The sequence below is a fragment of the Curvibacter microcysteis genome, from assembly GCF_028649455.1.
In the GTDB taxonomy this organism is placed as follows: domain Bacteria; phylum Pseudomonadota; class Gammaproteobacteria; order Burkholderiales; family Burkholderiaceae_C; genus Curvibacter; species Curvibacter microcysteis.
In genome coordinates this window covers 85,737-101,644 of record NZ_JAQSIO010000005.1, presented here as the reverse complement: position 1 = coordinate 101,644, position 15,908 = coordinate 85,737, and the positions used below count along the sequence as shown (strand labels likewise).

The window sequence follows — 15,908 nt, the reverse complement described above, 5'->3', positions numbered from 1 at the left end:
ACGCAAATCATGCCGCAGATCGCGAGGAGGCCCGGCGGGGCCATGCCAAGCGTCAGGGCGGGGCGTTGGTGTCCGCCCCAGGACTGGCTGGGGCCGGCGTGGGCCGCAAGCCCGCTGGGCTGGGCGGGCTGGCGAGCCTGGCCCAGGGCCATGACACATGCTTCCAGGGCACTTGGCCTGGCGCAGGAGGCGCCGCCTGCATGGTCGGTGCGAGGAAGTCCAGAGGGTGCGGGGGGCGCTGGCTGGGGCGGCTGCCCACGAACTCCGGTTGATGCGGGCTGGGCGGTTGCAAGGGCGGAGGTTCCTTGGTCAGCGCTGCCCGGGGTTCATCGTCGCGGAAGTGAAAAGACATGCCTAGCTCCTGATCTCAAAATGGCCCGCCACGCAGGGCGATGGACTGGGATCGAGGGTAGTCTTTGCCAGATGAATGGATCGTCGGCGAGATGGGCGGGCGTTTGTGCGCCTGCGCCTCGCCTTGGTGTAGGTCACGTCTGACTTGCAGCGGCCGGTGAGACGGCGGCCTCTGTGATTGTTTGATGGACTGGCGGTAGGCTGGGCAGCGTGGCCGTGATACGGGTACCCTGGCCCAGGGCCGAGTCCACATGCAGGCGTCCGCCCTCCGCTTCGACACGGTGGCGCATGCCATCCAGCCCATGGGAGCTGGCACCCACCTCCTGCGGGTTGAAGCCGTTGCCATCGTCGTTGACCTGCAGCACCACATGGGAGCCCATGTTCTGCAGCAGCACGTTCACCTGCTGCGCCTGCGCGTACTTGCTGATGTTGGTCAGGGCTTCTTGCACCATGCGGTACAGGGTCAGTTGGGTGGCTGCAGGCAGGTCGACCTCGTCGAACTCGGTGTTGATCTCCAGGTCAGCCCGCTGGGCGAATTCGCGGGTCAGGATTTCGAGGGCGGGCAAAAGGCCTAAATTCGACAAGGAAGAGGGGCGCAGGTCCTCCACGATGCGGCGCTTCAGGGCAATGCCGCTGTTCAGTGTTTCTGTCAGGTGTTGCAGTCTTTGTGTGGCCTCGGGTGCGTTGTCTCCCAGGCGGGACTTGATGCGCGCCACATCCAATTTGGCGGCGGTCAGGAGCGCCCCCAGTTCATCGTGCAGCTCGCGCGCCAGGTGAGCACGTTCGTTCTCGCGCACCTGCTGCAGGTAAGTCGCCAGTTTGGCCAGCGAGGCGGTGCGATCCCGCACCAGGTCTTCCAGCCGATCGCGTTCACGCTCCAGGACCAGTTGCTCGCGCAGCACCGCCAACTTCAGCGCGTTGGACTGCTGCAGGTAGAGGTAAAAAGCAATCAGCCCGATGGCCGCAGTGATCGCAATGCCCAACCTGGAGACCTGCAGGGAGTGCATGATTTGCTGTTCACTGGCTCTCACCTGCGCACTGCTTTCCCGGATCAAGGTTGCCGATTGATCGCGGATGGCATCCATGTGTTCTTTGCCCACATCGGTGCGCATGACAAACCTCCAGGCCTCTTCATTGCCTTGTTTTCTCAGTTTGAGGCTGAGGTCCATTTCTGCGAGCTTGCGCGAGACATGGCGCGACAGCATGGTGACCGGAACCAGGTTGCCACCATCGCTGAGGTAGAAGGTTCTTAAGCCATCGAGGGTTTGGTTGACTTCGTTGACAGCAGTGTTGTACGGTTCCAAATACCGCTCGTCACCTGTGAGCAGGTAGCCTCGAAGTCCCGTCTCCGCGTCCAACATTTGTTGTAAGAGCTTGTTAAGAGCGTTGCGAGTGTCGTGCGCTGCCGCAATCCCTTTGACGGCGCTGGCGGAGCGCTCATAGCCCAGCTCATTGATGCCGATCAGCAGCAAGGCCGCCGCCAGCGCCAAGGGCAGGCTGATGGCCATGCGTGAGGTGGGGAGGTAGTGTTTGATCAGCCCCGCCCAGGAGGCAAGCTGAGAGGACAAACTGGTCATGAAATGTCTCCGCAGACTCGCCGTTGGCACCGCAAAACGAGCGCCACCTGAATCCTGGTGAGCGGCACGATCAGCGGTGAGGCGGTCAAAAGTTCGAGTATTGTGACGGCAAGAAGAACAAGCTGAGAACCGAAGAAAGCGCTGAAATGATCAGAATTGGCATCGTGGATGACCACGCCATCGTGCGTGCTGGCTTGCGTAATTTCTTCTCCGACCAAGTGGACCTTCGCGTGGTGGGCGAAGCTGCCAGTGGCCGAGAAGCCATTGACTTGGTGCGCGCGGTTGAAATGGATGTCCTGTTGATGGACCTCGCCATGCCAGGGCAGTCGGGTCTGGATGTGTTGGCGATGATCCGTGCCAAGGTGCCAGACGTGGGCATTTTGATCCTTTCGGGCTACCCCGAAGAGCACTACGCGATGAGTTTGATCCGCCAAGGGGTCAGTGGTTATCTCAACAAGGAATGTGATCCAGCCGAGATCGTCGAGGCCATTCGCACCATCGCACTGGGCAAGCGCTACATCACGCGCACGGTGGCTGATTTGTTGGCTCAGCATTTGGGGCGCAAAGAAGATGTGCCTGCGCATGAGCAGTTGTCCGAGCGTGAATTTCAGGTGTTTCTGAAGCTGGCACGGGGCGAAACGGCCGGTGATGTCGCCAAGTCTTTGTCCTTGAGTGTGAAGACGGTCAGCACGTACCGCACTCGTTTGATGGAGAAGATGGGGTTGGCGTCGAACAGCGACTTGACGTACTACGCACTCAAGAATCGCCTGATTGACTGAGCGACGGGGCAGCTGCCATGGCCAGGCGGCATTTCACGCAAAAGTCCATGAGGTCTTCGATCTCATTGGATTTGTCGAACACGGCATCCACCCCCAGCGAGGCACAGCGGGCGCGGATGTCCCGAGTGGCGTAGTTGGTCAGCATGACCAGCTTCTGGTGAGGTTGACGCTGTTGGCATGCCGAGGCCACGCCCAGTCCGCTGCCTTCCCTCAGGAACAGATCGACGATGGCCAGATCCCAATCATTGGGATGTTTGTGCAGCCACCGAACCCCATCGTCTTCTGTTTCAGAAAAACCCACCACGCGCGCTCCGGCGAGCTCCTCCAGAGTCCCTTCAAGGTTCTCACGGATCAGCGCATTGTCTTCAACGAGGTAAGTTCTGTGTCCCAAATCACTGGCCTTGGTGGCGAGCCGCACCTCAGGGCGGCCTCGCTACAACCGTCTGACATTGAAAACAATGCCGTTCGGTCGTTTTTAAAATTGTGCCAGTGAAAAAGGAACTCGGATGTCAGCGAACGCCTACAAAAATGAGCGCTGTCAAACCTGCGGTTTTGGATGCCGATTTGCCGCTTCGCCGCACACAGGGCATGCCGACTGGCGTTTGAGCTTCATTTGGGTCCACTCCATGCTGCGCGCATCCAGCATCAGCAGCCGCCCTGCCAGCGATGGCCCCGCCAGGCTGATCAACTTCAGCGCTTCGGCCGCCTGCAAGCTGCCCACAATGCCCACCAGGGGCGCAAACACACCCATCGTGGCGCATTGGGCTTCTTCCGGAGGGGCGGCCGGGTCAAACAGGCAGGCGTAGCAAGGGCTGTGCGCCTGACGCGGATCGAACACTGAAATTTGGGCGTCAAAACGGATCGCCGCACCCGACACCAAGGGCCGCTGGTGTCGCACACAGGCCGCGTTGATGAGCTGGCGTGTGCGGTAGTTGTCGGTGCAATCCAGCACCACGTCGGCGGTGGGCAGCAACCGGTCCAGCAATTCGTCATTTGCTTTTTGGGCCAGGGGCTGGACCTGCACGTCGGGGTTCAGGGACTGGATGGCCTCTTGCGCCGACGTGACCTTGGCTTGGCCGATGCGGTTCATGCTGTGGGCAATCTGGCGTTGCAGATTGGTCAGATCCACCTGATCCGGGTCGATCAAGGTCAACCGGCCCACACCAGCGGTGGCCAGGTACAGCGCCGCGGGCGAGCCCAGCCCACCAGCGCCCACCACCACAACATGGGCCTGAAGCAGTCGCTCCTGACCCTCGATGCCGATCTCGTCGAGCAGGATGTGGCGTGAATAGCGCAGCAGTTGATCGTCGTTCATGACAAAAAAGCGCCCCGCAGGGCGCTGTGTTCAAAGGGGCTTGCCGATGGGTCGAGCAGTGGGGCTGCCAGGGGCAGCGGGCCACGGTCCGTGAACATCAGTTGCTGGCCTTGTCTTCCTTGCGTTCGGTCAGGGTTTTGCTGACGAGCACGGGGCGACCCTTGAGCTTGTTCAGCGCCTGCACCAGTGGGAAGTCCTTGTCGCTGCCCAGTTCGGGGGCTTTGCGTTCAGCGGCCGGCTTCTTGGCCTCTTCTTCCAGGCGCTTGCGGGCTTCTTCGCGGGCTTTTTCACGCTCGGGGTTTGGCTTTTCATCGCCTTGACCGCTGTTCAGGTGCTTCTCCAGGTCGGCCTCACGCATGCGCAAGACGGCGAATGGGCTGCCCTCTTCGGTCTCATCCACCATCACATCGGGCACGATGCCCTTCGCTTGGATAGAGCGACCGCTGGGGGTGTAGTAGCGCGCAGTCGTCAGCTTCAGACCGGTATCCGGGCCCAGGGGGCGCACGGTTTGCACCGAGCCCTTGCCAAAAGTCTGGCTGCCCATGATGGTGGCGCGCTTGTGGTCTTGCAAAGCACCGGCCACGATTTCACTGGCCGAAGCCGAGCCTTCGTTCACCAGCACGACCAGGGGCACGTTCTTGAGCGCTGCTGGCAGCTTCTTGAGTGGATCCGGGCCGCTGCGGCGCTGGTAGAACTCAGGCGAAGCCTTGAAGGTGTATTTGCTTTCGGCCAGTTGGCCGTTGGTCGACACCACGGTGACCTTTTCTGGCAGGAAGGCGGTGGACACGGCCACGGCCGCGTCGAGCAGGCCGCCCGGGTCGTTGCGCAGGTCCAGCACCAAGCCCTTGAGGTTGGGTTCTTGCTTGTAGATGTCTTCGATCTTGGCCACGAAGTCATCCACCGTGCGCTCTTGGAACTGGCTCAAGCGGACCCAGGCGTAGCCGGGTTCAATCACCTTGCCGCGCACGGATTGCGTGCGAATTTGTTCGCGCACGATGGTCACGGGGAAGGTGCGGTTTTCGTCCTTGCGGAACACCGTCAACACCACCTTGGTGTTGGGCTCGCCGCGCATGCGCTTGACGGCTTCGTTCAGGGCCAGGCCCTTGACGGCGGTGTCGTCAATCTTGGTGATCAGGTCATTGGTCTTGAGGCCTGCACGGTAGGCCGGGGAGCCTTCGATGGGGGAAACGATCTTGATCAGCCCATCTTCCTGGGTGATTTCGATGCCCACACCGACAAATTGGCCGGTGGTGCCTTCGCGGAATTCCTTGTAGGACTTCTTGTCAAAGTACTGGGAGTGCGGATCCAGGCTGGCCACCATGCCGGAGATGGCGTCGGTGATGAGCTTCTTTTCATCCACGGGCTCGACATAGTCGGTCTTGACCATGTCGAAAACCGCAGCGAGCTGCTGCAGTTCTTCAAGTGGCAACGGGGACATGCTGCCCCTGGCCACGGTCTGCAGAGACACCGTGGTCAGCGCGCCAGCCACTACACCCACGGAAATCCAACCTGCGATACGGAGTTTTTCGCCCATAGAGTCACCTTTTGCGACGCAATATACACCTTGGACGGAGCGCGCCGGCCCAGGTTCCTCAGTCCCCGGGCCCGGCGCGGGGATTCCCCCGTTTCAGGCCCGGTTTTACTCAGGCTTTACCTTGAGACGCCACGGCCGCGGCGGCCTTGGCTGCGGCTTCGGCGTCGCCCAGGTAGTAGTGGCGGATCGGCTTGAGGTTGGCATCGAGTTCATACACCAGTGGGATGCCGTTGGGGATGTTGAGGCTCACGATGTCGTCGTCACCGATGTTGTCCAGGTACTTGACCAGGGCGCGGATCGAATTGCCGTGGGCGGCCACCACCACGCGCTTGCCGGCCTGGATGGCGGGAGCGATGGCTTCGTTCCAGAAAGGTAGCACGCGGGCCACGGTGTCTTTCAGGCACTCGGTCAGCGGCACGTCCTCGGCTTTGAGCTTGGCGTAGCGGCGGTCGCCACGCTCGCTGCGCGGATCGGTCGCTTCCAGTGCTGGCGGCGGGGTGTCGTAGCTGCGGCGCCAGACCAGCACCTGGGCATCGCCGTATTGTTTGGCCATGTCGGCCTTGTTCAAGCCTTGCAGGTTGCCGTAATGGCGTTCGTTGAGGCGCCAGCTGTGCACCACGGGCAGCCAGGTGCGGTCCATCTCGTCAAGGGTGTGCCACAGCGTGCGGGTGGCGCGCTTGAGCACGCTGGTGTAGGCCAGGTCGAAGTCATAGCCTTCGGCCTTGAGCAGCCGGCCGGCGGTCTTGGCTTGTTCGACGCCCGTGGGGGTCAGGTCGACGTCGGTCCAGCCGGTGAAGCGGTTTTCCAGGTTCCAGGTGGACTCGCCGTGGCGAATCAAAACGAGTTTGTACATGCTGAGGGCCTCAATTTTTTTCAGTGCGAAACCCAGCATTCTAAAATTGTCGGGTTTGCCAACCCAAGGAACCTTGTGAAATTCATTCTCGACAACTGGACGCTGCTCCTGATCGCCCTCAGTTCGGGCGCCATGCTGCTGTGGCCCACCCTCAAGGGCGCCTCTGCCGTGGGCTTGTCGCCCAATGCGGCGGTGCAGCTCATCAACCGCGAAAAAGCCGTGGTCGTGGACGTCAGTGACGCCGCTGATTACGCTGCCGCCCACGTGAGCGGTGCGCGCAGCGTGCCCCTGGATCAGCTGGAAACCCGCTTGCCTGAAGTGGTCAAAAACAAGGCCCTGCCGGTGATCTTCGTGTGCGCCAAGGGCTCGCGCGGCGGCCCGGCGGTGAAGACAGCGCAAAAACTGGGTTACCAGCAGGCCCAAGCCCTGAGCGGCGGACTCAAAGCCTGGAAAGAAGCTAATCTGCCGGTTGAAACGGCCTGATTCCGGGTGTGCGTGGCGGACACTTGCCGCCCCCCCCGGACGCGCTGAAACCCAAGCCCAGGAATTTCCAGATGCAACCAGTCAAGATGTACACCACGGCGGTCTGCCCCTATTGCATTCGCGCCAAGCAAATCCTCAAGTCCAAAGGGGTGGCCGAGATCGAAGAAATTCGCATCGACACCAACCCTGCCGAGCGTGATCTGATGATGCAGACCACCGGCCGGCGCACCGTGCCGCAGATCTTCATCGGCAACACCCATGTCGGGGGTTGTGATGATTTGATGGCGCTCGACAGCCGCGGGGGCTTGCTGCCTTTGCTGGCGGGTGCTTGAGCTGCCTTCGGAGCGCCTTTTTCTCCTGAGATAATGGTGCCCGAGTGCCCGCTGTGGGAACGATTCCCCGGCGGGCTTTCTTTTGTCGAAGCACCGTCCAGAGACGGTGATTTGTTTTTGTGAATTGAGAACCACCATGGCCGAGCAACAAGATCCCGTTTTCCAGATCCAGCGCGTTTACCTCAAGGACCTGTCGCTTGAGCAACCGAATTCGCCCGCCATCCTGCTCGAGCAAGAGCAGCCCAGCGTCGACATCCAACTGGGCGTGGACGCCACCCCGGTGGCTGACGGCATTGTGGAAGTGACCGTCACCGCCACCGTGCAGACCAAGATCAAGGACCGCACCGTGTTCCTGGTCGAAGCCAAGCAAGCCGGCATCTTCGAAATCCGCAACCTGCCGGAAGACCAAATGGGTGCCATTCTGGGCATCGCTTGCCCGCAAATCGTGTACCCCTACCTGCGTGGCAACGTGGCCGACATCATCCAGCGTGGCGGCTTCCCGCCGGTGCACCTGGCTGAAATCAACTTCCAGGCCATGTACGAGCAACAACAAGCCCAGGCTGCTGGCCAAGTGGCCCAGTAACTGGCGCTGAGCCGGACCCCGCCTGAGCCTGTGCTGAGGCCGGTCCGGCAAGCCCTTTCTTTTGACCGAATGAAAATTCTCGTTGCCGGTGCTGGCGCCTGGGGCACGGCATTGGCCATGGGCGCTTGTGCCGCGCCTGCCGCCCACCAAGTCACTTTGTGGGGGCGCGATCCAGCCCAGATGGAACAGATGCGGGCCAGCGGTCGCAATCAGCGCTACTTGCCGCACAACCCTCTGCCCGAGCCACTGGCGTTGGCGTCGGGTGACTTGCGTTTGTCGGCTCTGGCGGCGGATTTGATCATCGTGGCCACGCCGATGGCGGGCCTGCGCGAATGCCTGCGCCAGTTGGCCGATTCGACGGCGCCCCTGGCCTGGCTGTGCAAGGGTTTTGAGCGTGTGCCTGAAGCCGCCTGCGACCAAGCCCTGTTTGGCCTGCTGGGCCACGAAATCGCCAGCCAAGTGGCGCCGCAGTTGGCGGTGGGCGCCCTGAGTGGACCCAGTTTTGCGCGCGAGGTGGCCGAAGGCCGGCCGACCGCCCTGGTGGCCGCCAGCGCCTCGGCCTCGGTGCGCCAGGCCTTGGTAGAGGCCTTGCACGGCCCTGCGGTGCGCGTGTACGCCAATGACGACATCGTTGGGGTGGAGGTGGGCGGGGCTGTGAAGAACGTGTTGGCCATTGCCACCGGCCTGTGCGATGGGCTGAATCTGGGCTTGAACGCCCGCGCCGCCTTGATCACCCGGGGCTTGGCCGAAATGACCCGCCTGGGGTTGGCCTTGGGCGCCCGTGCCGACACCTTCATGGGCTTGTCCGGCCTGGGCGACTTGGTGTTGACGGCGACCGGCGACCTGAGCCGCAACCGCCAGGTCGGCCAGCTGCTCGCGGCGGGGCACACCTTGCAGCAGGCCGTGGACTCGCTGGGCCATGTGGCCGAGGGCGTTTACAGCGCGCGCACCGTCGTGCAGCGGGCACGTCTGCTCGGCGTCGAAATGCCGATTTCCGAGTGCGTGGTGGCTTTGCTGGACGGCCAAGTCCAGGCCCGCGACGCCGTCGGCCGCCTCATGGGGCGCGGCCCCAAGGGCGAAATGGTCTGAGCCTGGGGGGCTGACGCCGTCCGGGCCGCGTCCCGGCTTGGCCAGGTGGGCGGGCCCGGTTCAAATTTCCAGGTTGTCGATCAGGCGGGTGCTGCCCAGCCGTGCCGCGCCCAGCACCACCAAGTCATCACCGGCTTCGGGGGCCTGCAGGTCTTGGCGTCGGCGCACGGTCAGGTAGTCCGGTTGCCAGCCTCGGGCGCGCAGGTCGGCCAATGCCCGCGCTTCCAGGACTTCGCGCTGCTGCGGCAGGGCATGGGCCAGGGCCACGGCCTCGCGTGCCAGGCTGCGCAGGGCCAGCGACAGCTGGACGGCCTCGACGCGTTCAGCTTCGCTGAGGTAGCCGTTGCGTGAGCTGAGGGCGAGGCCGTCCGGGGCTCGACTGGTTTCACCAGCCACCACCGTGATGGGCAGCGCAAACTGCTCCACCATGCGGCGCAGCACCCTCCACTGTTGGTAGTCCTTCTTACCAAACAGGGCCACGCCCTCAGGCCGGCCCGCGAACACGGCGCTGAACAGCTTCATCACCACCGTGCACACACCCGTGAAAAAGCCAGGGCGGAACTCGCCCTCCAGCAAGTCGGCCAGGGCCGGGTCGGGCTGGACCTTGAAGGTTTGGGGTTCCGGGTAGAGGTCGGTTTCACGGGGCGCGAACAGCAGCTCGCAACCGGCGGATTCGAGCTTGGCGCAGTCGGCCTCCCAGGTGCGGGGGTAGCTGTCAAAGTCCTCGTGCGGCAGAAACTGCAGGCGGTTGACGAAGATGCTCGCCACGGTCAAGTCGCCCAAGGGTTGGGCCTGGCGCACCAGAGCCAGGTGGCCGTCATGCAGGTTGCCCATGGTGGGGACGAAGGCGGGGCGTCGGGTGGTCGCCAGGGCTTGGCGCAGGTCGGCCACGCTGTGAACGATCTTCAAGAGAGTCTCCTTGTGTGGTGCGGTGCACCATTTGGGGCGGCAGTGTAAGGGGTTTTGCAGGCGCTTCGTGGCCCCCCGTGGAAGTCGTTGGGGCGATGGCTGCCAGGCCCAGCTTGGCAGGGGTTTGAGGCGCCTTGGCCTCCAAGACCTGGGGCAACGGCTATGCTTCGCGCCCATGAGTTATTTCACTGCGTTTTTGCGAGGGAGCCAGGCTCCGCGCTGCCCGGTCCCCACGGGTCATGAGACCCCCAAGCTTGCAGCCTGTGAGGGGCTCGCATGAGTTCGCGTGTCCAGGTCCTGCTGGACTTTGCCGACCCCCGACAGCCCGAAGGCCCGCGCTGGCGCCACGCTTTCAGCGACCCTTTGCAGGTGCTGCAAGCGAGCAGCCTGGCCCAGGTGGGCGCGGTGCTGAGTGCCGCCCAGGCCGCCGCTGAAGCCGGCCACTGGTGCCTGGGCTTTGTGCGCTACGAAGCCGCGCCTGCTTTTGATGCCGCGCTGCCCACGCACGCGGCCGACGGACCGCTGGCCTGGTTTGCCGTGTTCGATCGTCCCCAGGTTTGGCCCGCGCCCGATCAGGGGGAGGCCCTGCCTGCCCAGGTCGATTGGGGCCCTCTGCTGGACCGGGCACGCTTTGACCAGGCCCTGGCCGATTTGCACCGGCGCATTGCGGACGGGGAGTGCTACCAGGTCAATTTCACGGCCACCTGCCATGGCCAGCTGGCGCAGCCGGATCCGCAACTGCAGGTGACGGTGGCCGAAGCGGGTCGCGCCCTGTTCGACGCCCTGCAGCGCGCCCAGCCTGGGGGCTATGCCGCCTGGATCAACACGGGCGAGGAGCAGTGGCTGTCGGTCTCCCCCGAGCTGTTTTTTGACTGGCGGGAGGGCGTCTTGCTGACCCGGCCCATGAAGGGCACGGCGCCGCGCGGCCGCGACGCGGCCGAGGACGCGCTGCGCGAGCAAGCCCTGCGCGCCAGCGCCAAGGAGCAGGCCGAAAACGTGATGATCGTGGACCTGCTGCGCAATGACCTGTCCCGCATTGCCCAGCCCCATGGTGTCAGCGTGCCGCAGCTGTTTCGCACCCAGGCCCTGCCTTCGGTGTGGCAGATGACCTCGGACGTTCAAGCCCGGACCCGCGAGGGCTGCACCTTGGCCGAGGTGTTTGGGGCGCTGTTTCCGTGTGGCTCGGTCACCGGGGCACCCAAGGTGCAGGCCATGAAGGCCATCCAGGCCCTGGAGCCCGAGCCGCGTGGCGTTTACTGCGGCGCCATGGGTGTCTTGCGCCCGGGCGGCGCGGCGACCTTCAACGTGCCCATCCGCACGGTGGGCCTCCTGCCCGATGGCCGGGCCCGCTGCGGCATTGGCAGCGGCATCACCTCGGGCGCCCATGCCCAGGGTGAGTGGCAGGAATGGCAGCACAAACAAGCCTTTTTACGCCGTGCCAGCCTGCCGTTTTCCTTGCTGGAGACCCTGCGCCTGCAGGATGGCGCGCTGTGCAACGGCCAGCGCCACTTGGCGCGACTGGCACGGGCCGCGGCGCACTTCAACGTGCAATGGGACGAAGTCCATGTGCAGAAAGTGCTGGCCCAGCAAGTGCAGCGTCACCCCGAGGGGCGCTGGCGTTTGCGCTTGCTGCTGGATGCCCAAGGCCTGGCCCATGCCGAAGCCTTTGCCCTGGAGGATTCGCCGGCGTCGGTGCTGCTGGAACTCGACGTACGACCTTTTGATGAGGCGCACAGCGAATTCACCCGTTTCAAAACCACGCGCCGGGCCCACTACGAGGCGCACGCCTCGAAGACGCCTGGGGTCTATGACACCTTGCTGTGGAACCCGCAAGGCGAGCTGACCGAGTGCACCCGGGGCAACGTGGCCTTCCTGCTGGCGGGGCACTGGTTCACGCCGCCGTTGCATTGCGGTTTGCTCGACGGTGTGGGGCGGGAGGTGGCGCTCAGCGAGGGCTGGCTTCGCGAGGCGGTGCTGCGCCGGGAGGATTTGCCGCGTGTGGAGGCGCTGGCTTTTGTGAACAGCCTGCGGGGCTTGATTCCGGCCCGTTGGGCGCCTGCGCCGGCGGCGGACTGAGGCCGCGCAGCCTGGCCGGGCGCTCAGGCGCTGCGGCCTGGCAGGTCCAGCACGCAGCTGTCGCCCAGTGCTTCGCGCCAGACCCGCACCCGGCTGGGCGGCGGGTTCATGCCCGACAGGGCCCGGGCGATGAAGGCACACAGGTTCTCCAGCGTGGGCTTGCCCAGGCCGGGCACCTCGTCGAGCAGGTGGTGGTCGAGTTGTTCGCGCACGCCGGCCAGGTGCACGCGCAGGTGGCCGAGGTCGATCACCATGCCGCTGTCCGGGTTCAAGGGGCCTTGCACCGACACCTCGGCGTGGTAGGTGTGGCCATGGATGCGGCGGCTGCCTTCGGCTTCGATGTCGCGTTGCAGGGTGTGGGCGGCATCGAAAAAGAAGCGCTGGCTGACGGTGTAGAGGGCTTGGGACATGGGGCGGTGACGAGGTTCGGGCTCAGCGGATGCCGGTGAGCTTGTGGGTTTGTAGGCTCAGGCGCCAGGTGGGGCGCTGCAGGCACAGTTCAATGCACTGGGCGATGTGCTGGGCCTGGGCCGGGCTGTCCATGGGCTGCAGAAAGCGGTGGTCGAAGGTGCCGGTGCGCTCCAGCGTGTCCAGGTCCAGGCCCACCTGAGGCCAGACCAGCTTCAGCTCCTGCCCGCTTTGTTGCACCCAGGGCGCGCCTGCCTTGGGGCTGACGCACAGCCAGTCGATGCCGGGTGGGGCGACCACGCTGCCATTGGTCTCGACTGCGATGCGAAAGCCGCGTGCGTGCAAGGCGTCGATCAGGGCCGCGTCGACCTGGAGCAGGGGCTCACCCCCGGTCAGCACGGTCAGGCGGTGGCGGGTGTCGCCGGCAGGCCATTGGGCCTCGATCTGCGCGGCCAGGGCCTCAGCTTGCGCGTATTTGCCGCCCAGCGTGCCGTCGGTGCCCACGAAGTCGGTGTCGCAGAAACGGCACACGGCGCTGGCACGGTCTTCTTCGCGGCCGCTCCAGAGGTTGCATCCGCTGAAGCGGCAGAACACCGCGGGGCTGCCAGCCTGGCCGCCTTCGCCTTGCAGGGTGTAGAAAATTTCTTTGACGCTGTAGGTCATGCGGGGACTTTCAGAAAAACAGGGCTCACCAGGCAGGCCGGGCGCTCAAAGCACCAGGGGCCCCAGCGCGCCTCTCAGGCGGGCGTGTAGGCCAGGCGCACGTAAATGGGGGCAAAGGCCTCGGCCTGGGTGATTTCGATCAGGGTTTCTTTGGCCAGTTCCAGCAGCGCAATGAAGGTCACCACCAGCACGGTCGAGCCTTTTTCAGGCTCAAAAAGCTCTTCGAACTCGACAAAGCGCCGCCCTTGCAGCGCGCGCAGCACCTTGCTCATGTATTCGCGCACGCTCAACTCTTCGCGGGTGATGCGGTGGTGCTGGACCAGCTTGGCGCGCTTGAGGATGTCGCGCCAGGCCTCTTGCAGCTCCACCACATGCACCTCAGGAAAGCGAGGTTGCAGGCTTTGCTCGATGTAGACCTGGGCGCGCAGAAAGTCGCGACCGAAATGAGGCATGGCGTTGAGTCGGGCCCCCGCCAGCTTCATCTGCTCGTATTCAAGCAAGCGTCGCACCAGCTCGGCGCGCGGGTCTTCAGGCTCCTCGCCCTCGGGCACCGGTTTCGGGGGCAGCAGCATGCGCGACTTGATCTCGATCAGCATGGCGGCCATGAGCAGGTACTCGGCGGCCAGCTCCAGGTTGTGGTTGCGGATCTCGTCCACATACACCAGGTATTGGCGCGTCACCCCGGCCATGGGGATGTCGAGGATGTTGAAGTTCTGCTTGCGGATCAGGTAGAGCAGCAAGTCCAGCGGGCCTTCAAAGGCCTCCAGAAACACCTCCAGCGCATCCGGCGGGATGTACAGGTCGCTGGGCATCGCGAACAGCGGCTCGCCATACAGGCGAGCGACCGCAACGTGATCCACCACCTGGGGCATCACGGCGTCGGTGCTGGCGCCTTCAGGGGCCGGCGGCAGCACCGCCTGCGAGGCGGTGGTGTGGGCGCTCATGGGATTGGGGTGTGGAGGTGCGCCGCAGCAGGCGGTGGCACCGCCGGGGGCTCATTGGCCGCTGGTTTGGTACACGTAGGGTTTTTGGGACACACGGGCCTGGTCGAAGGCGGCCTGGGCGTCACGGTCTTGGTCGCGGTCCCACAGCAGGGCGCGGCCAGCCACTTGTTGGCGCTCCAGCTCAGGCTTGCTGGCCTTGAGCTGATCGATGAACTGAGTGGCTTCAGAGGTGTAGTGGGGACGGGCGAAGATCGACATGACAGGAATCCTTTGGGCGCGATTTTAGCGGGCTTGGCCCGACGCCCTTTCAAGGCACTCCGTCGAGCGCCAGTTCGGCGGCAAAACCCGAGCGTTGTACCAAGCCCTGGGGTTGGGGCTGCAGCTGTTCAAGGCGCAGTCGACCGCCGCGTTGTCGGATCACCCGGTGCAACTGGCGCAGGGCGTCCAGGCCCGTCGTGTCCAGGGCGACCAGGTACTGCGCATCGAGCACCACGGTCAGCCCGGCGGGGCTGTTTTCCACGTCGGACAGCAGCCCGTCGATGCGGTCCACGGCCCCAAAGAACAGGGCCCCATGCAGGCGGTAATGGTGCTCCTGGGCAGGGAGGCCCTCGCTGACCGGCGCCACCGTGAACAGCGAACTCATGCGGCGTATGAACAGCGCGCAGGCCAGCACCAATCCCACCTCAATGGCCACCGTCAGGTCAAACACCACGGTCAGGAAAAAAGTGCCCAGCATGACCAGGCGGTAGTGGCCGGAGTAGTGCCGCAGCTGCACGAATTCATGCCACTCGCCCATGTTCCAGGCCACAAACAGCAAGATGCCCGACAGCACAGGCAAGGGAATGCGCAGGGCCAGGGGCGCCGCCATCAGGACGATCACCGCCAGCACCAGCGCGTGCACCAGGCCCGACACGGGGGACGTGGCGCCCGAGCGGATGTTGGTCACGGTGCGCGCAATGGTCCCCGTCGCCGGCATGCCGCCGAAGAAGGGGCTGACCAGGTTGGCAATGCCTTGGGCCATCAATTCTTGGTTGGGGTCGTGCCGGGCTTGGTCGCCGATCTGGTCCGCTACGCGCGCGCACAGCAGGGACTCAACAGCCCCCAGCAGGGCGATGGTCAAGGTGGGATTGAGCAGGTGCTTGGCGCTGTCCCAGGACAGGTCGGGCCAGGCCCATTGGGGCAGCCCGCTGGGGATGTCGCCAAAGCGGCTGCCAATGGTGTCCACCGGCAGATCCAGCAGCCAGGCCAGCAACGTCAGCGTGACCAGGGCGACCACGGGGCCAGGCAGCCGCGCGGCCGTGCGCATGGCGCGCCGCATGCCGGGCACATCAAGGGCTTGCTGGAAGCGGTGCGGCCGCCCCCACAGCCAGGGCCAGACAAACAACCCGACCACGCAGCTCAGGCCCAGCCCCAAGGCCGCGGCATTGAAGCTATGCCGGTGTTGCCACAAGGTCTGCAGCTGGGAGAAAAAGTCGGCCGGCATGTGCGGCACTTGCAGGCCCAGCAGGTCTTTGACCTGGGACAGGGCAATCAGCACCGCTATCCCATTGGTGAAGCCCACCACAATCGTGACCGGCACGTAGCGCACCAGGGTGCCCAGGCGCAGCAAACCCATGGCAAACAGCAGCACGCCGGCCAGGGCGGTGGCGATCAAGAGATTCGGCAACCCGTAGCGCTCGATGATGCTGTAGACCACCACGATGAAGGCCCCCGCAGGCCCGCCAATCTGAACACTGGAGCCGCCCAGCAGGGAGATCAAAAAGCCCGCAATGATGGCCGTCCAGAGCCCGGCCTCGGGCTTCATGCCCGAGGCGATCGCAAAGGCCATGGCCAGGGGCAGGGCCACGATGCCGACCGTCACGCCGGCGCCAGCGTCCTTCCAGAGTCGCTGGCGGTTGTAGCCTCGGCAGCTGTCCAGCAGGCGGGGGTGGAAGCGGGCCAGGGTCCAGGCATTTGACATGGTTGGCGATTCTGGCCCGCAGCGCACAGGCCGTCCAGTGTTCATCCTTTTG

17 protein-coding genes are annotated in these 15,908 nt (G+C 64.4%); 6 read left to right on the top strand and 11 right to left on the bottom strand.

Features of this window, described 5'->3' with window-relative positions; genetic code table 11:
• Positions 1-485 precede the first annotated feature (485 nt).
• Positions 486-1,859, bottom strand: a complete 1,374-nt coding sequence (locus PSQ39_RS14640) for a sensor histidine kinase (protein WP_273927718.1) — start codon at positions 1,857-1,859, stop codon at positions 486-488.
• 215 nt (positions 1,860-2,074) lie between these two features.
• On the opposite strand from PSQ39_RS14640, the gene PSQ39_RS14635 reads away from it, so the two are divergent.
• Entirely contained in the window at positions 2,075-2,707 is a 633-nt protein-coding gene (locus PSQ39_RS14635; protein WP_273927563.1) for a response regulator, read from the top strand.
• On the opposite strand, the gene PSQ39_RS14630 is transcribed toward PSQ39_RS14635, so the two are convergent.
• The 4 genes from PSQ39_RS14630 to gpmA form a co-directional block, all read right to left on the bottom strand.
• Complete coding sequence (locus PSQ39_RS14630) at positions 2,685-3,125, bottom strand: response regulator transcription factor (protein WP_409242038.1); 441 nt, start codon at positions 3,123-3,125, stop codon at positions 2,685-2,687. The genes PSQ39_RS14635 and PSQ39_RS14630 overlap by 23 nt on opposite strands.
• A gap of 120 nt (positions 3,126-3,245) precedes the next feature.
• Entirely contained in the window at positions 3,246-4,022 is a 777-nt protein-coding gene (locus PSQ39_RS14625) for a HesA/MoeB/ThiF family protein (protein ID WP_273927562.1), read from the bottom strand.
• Positions 4,023-4,119: 97 nt separating this feature from the next.
• Entirely contained in the window at positions 4,120-5,556 is a 1,437-nt protein-coding gene (locus PSQ39_RS14620) for a S41 family peptidase (protein ID WP_273927561.1), read from the bottom strand.
• Positions 5,557-5,665: 109 nt separating this feature from the next.
• Positions 5,666-6,409 (bottom strand): 2,3-diphosphoglycerate-dependent phosphoglycerate mutase, encoded by a 744-nt coding sequence (gene gpmA, locus PSQ39_RS14615; protein ID WP_273927560.1) that lies wholly within the window; start codon positions 6,407-6,409, stop codon positions 5,666-5,668.
• Between the two features lie 75 nt (positions 6,410-6,484).
• Between gpmA and PSQ39_RS14610 the strand changes: the two genes are divergently transcribed.
• The 4 genes from PSQ39_RS14610 to PSQ39_RS14595 all read left to right on the top strand — a co-directional run bounded on the left by PSQ39_RS14610 (position 6,485) and on the right by PSQ39_RS14595 (position 8,896).
• Positions 6,485-6,892, top strand: coding sequence for a rhodanese-like domain-containing protein (locus PSQ39_RS14610; protein WP_273927559.1), 408 nt, complete (start codon positions 6,485-6,487; stop codon positions 6,890-6,892).
• A gap of 71 nt (positions 6,893-6,963) precedes the next feature.
• On the top strand, positions 6,964-7,224 hold the full coding sequence (gene grxC, locus PSQ39_RS14605) for a glutaredoxin 3 (RefSeq protein WP_273927558.1): 261 nt from the start codon (positions 6,964-6,966) through the stop codon (positions 7,222-7,224).
• Between the two features lie 136 nt (positions 7,225-7,360).
• Entirely contained in the window at positions 7,361-7,807 is a 447-nt protein-coding gene (gene secB, locus PSQ39_RS14600) for a protein-export chaperone SecB (RefSeq protein WP_019574008.1), read from the top strand.
• A gap of 69 nt (positions 7,808-7,876) precedes the next feature.
• Positions 7,877-8,896 (top strand): NAD(P)H-dependent glycerol-3-phosphate dehydrogenase, encoded by a 1,020-nt coding sequence (locus PSQ39_RS14595; protein ID WP_273927557.1) that lies wholly within the window; start codon positions 7,877-7,879, stop codon positions 8,894-8,896.
• Between the two features lie 60 nt (positions 8,897-8,956).
• Here the strand turns inward: PSQ39_RS14595 and panC are convergent, their stop codons facing one another.
• Positions 8,957-9,805 carry a pantoate--beta-alanine ligase gene (gene panC / locus PSQ39_RS14590; protein WP_273927556.1) on the bottom strand — a complete coding sequence of 283 codons (849 nt, stop codon included), beginning with the start codon at positions 9,803-9,805 and terminating at the stop codon, positions 8,957-8,959.
• A gap of 276 nt (positions 9,806-10,081) precedes the next feature.
• Here panC and PSQ39_RS14585 point away from each other — a divergent pair, with 276 nt between their 5' ends.
• On the top strand, positions 10,082-11,881 hold the full coding sequence (locus PSQ39_RS14585; protein WP_273927555.1) for a chorismate-binding protein: 1,800 nt from the start codon (positions 10,082-10,084) through the stop codon (positions 11,879-11,881).
• Positions 11,882-11,904: 23 nt separating this feature from the next.
• On the opposite strand, the gene PSQ39_RS14580 is transcribed toward PSQ39_RS14585, so the two are convergent.
• From PSQ39_RS14580 to PSQ39_RS14560, 5 genes are all read right to left on the bottom strand, one after another.
• Positions 11,905-12,291 carry a 6-carboxytetrahydropterin synthase gene (locus PSQ39_RS14580; protein WP_273927554.1) on the bottom strand — a complete coding sequence of 129 codons (387 nt, stop codon included), beginning with the start codon at positions 12,289-12,291 and terminating at the stop codon, positions 11,905-11,907.
• Positions 12,292-12,313: 22 nt separating this feature from the next.
• The gene (queE, locus tag PSQ39_RS14575; RefSeq protein WP_273927553.1) at positions 12,314-12,952 is read right to left on the bottom strand and encodes a 7-carboxy-7-deazaguanine synthase; all 639 of its coding nucleotides are present in this window, start codon (positions 12,950-12,952) and stop codon (positions 12,314-12,316) included.
• 74 nt (positions 12,953-13,026) lie between these two features.
• Entirely contained in the window at positions 13,027-13,824 is a 798-nt protein-coding gene (locus PSQ39_RS14570) for a segregation and condensation protein A (protein WP_273927716.1), read from the bottom strand.
• Positions 13,825-13,947: 123 nt separating this feature from the next.
• Positions 13,948-14,154, bottom strand: coding sequence for a DUF3460 family protein (locus PSQ39_RS14565; RefSeq protein ID WP_273927552.1), 207 nt, complete (start codon positions 14,152-14,154; stop codon positions 13,948-13,950).
• Between the two features lie 49 nt (positions 14,155-14,203).
• Positions 14,204-15,856 (bottom strand): SulP family inorganic anion transporter, encoded by a 1,653-nt coding sequence (locus PSQ39_RS14560; protein ID WP_273927551.1) that lies wholly within the window; start codon positions 15,854-15,856, stop codon positions 14,204-14,206.
• Between the last annotated feature and the right edge of the window lie 52 nt (positions 15,857-15,908).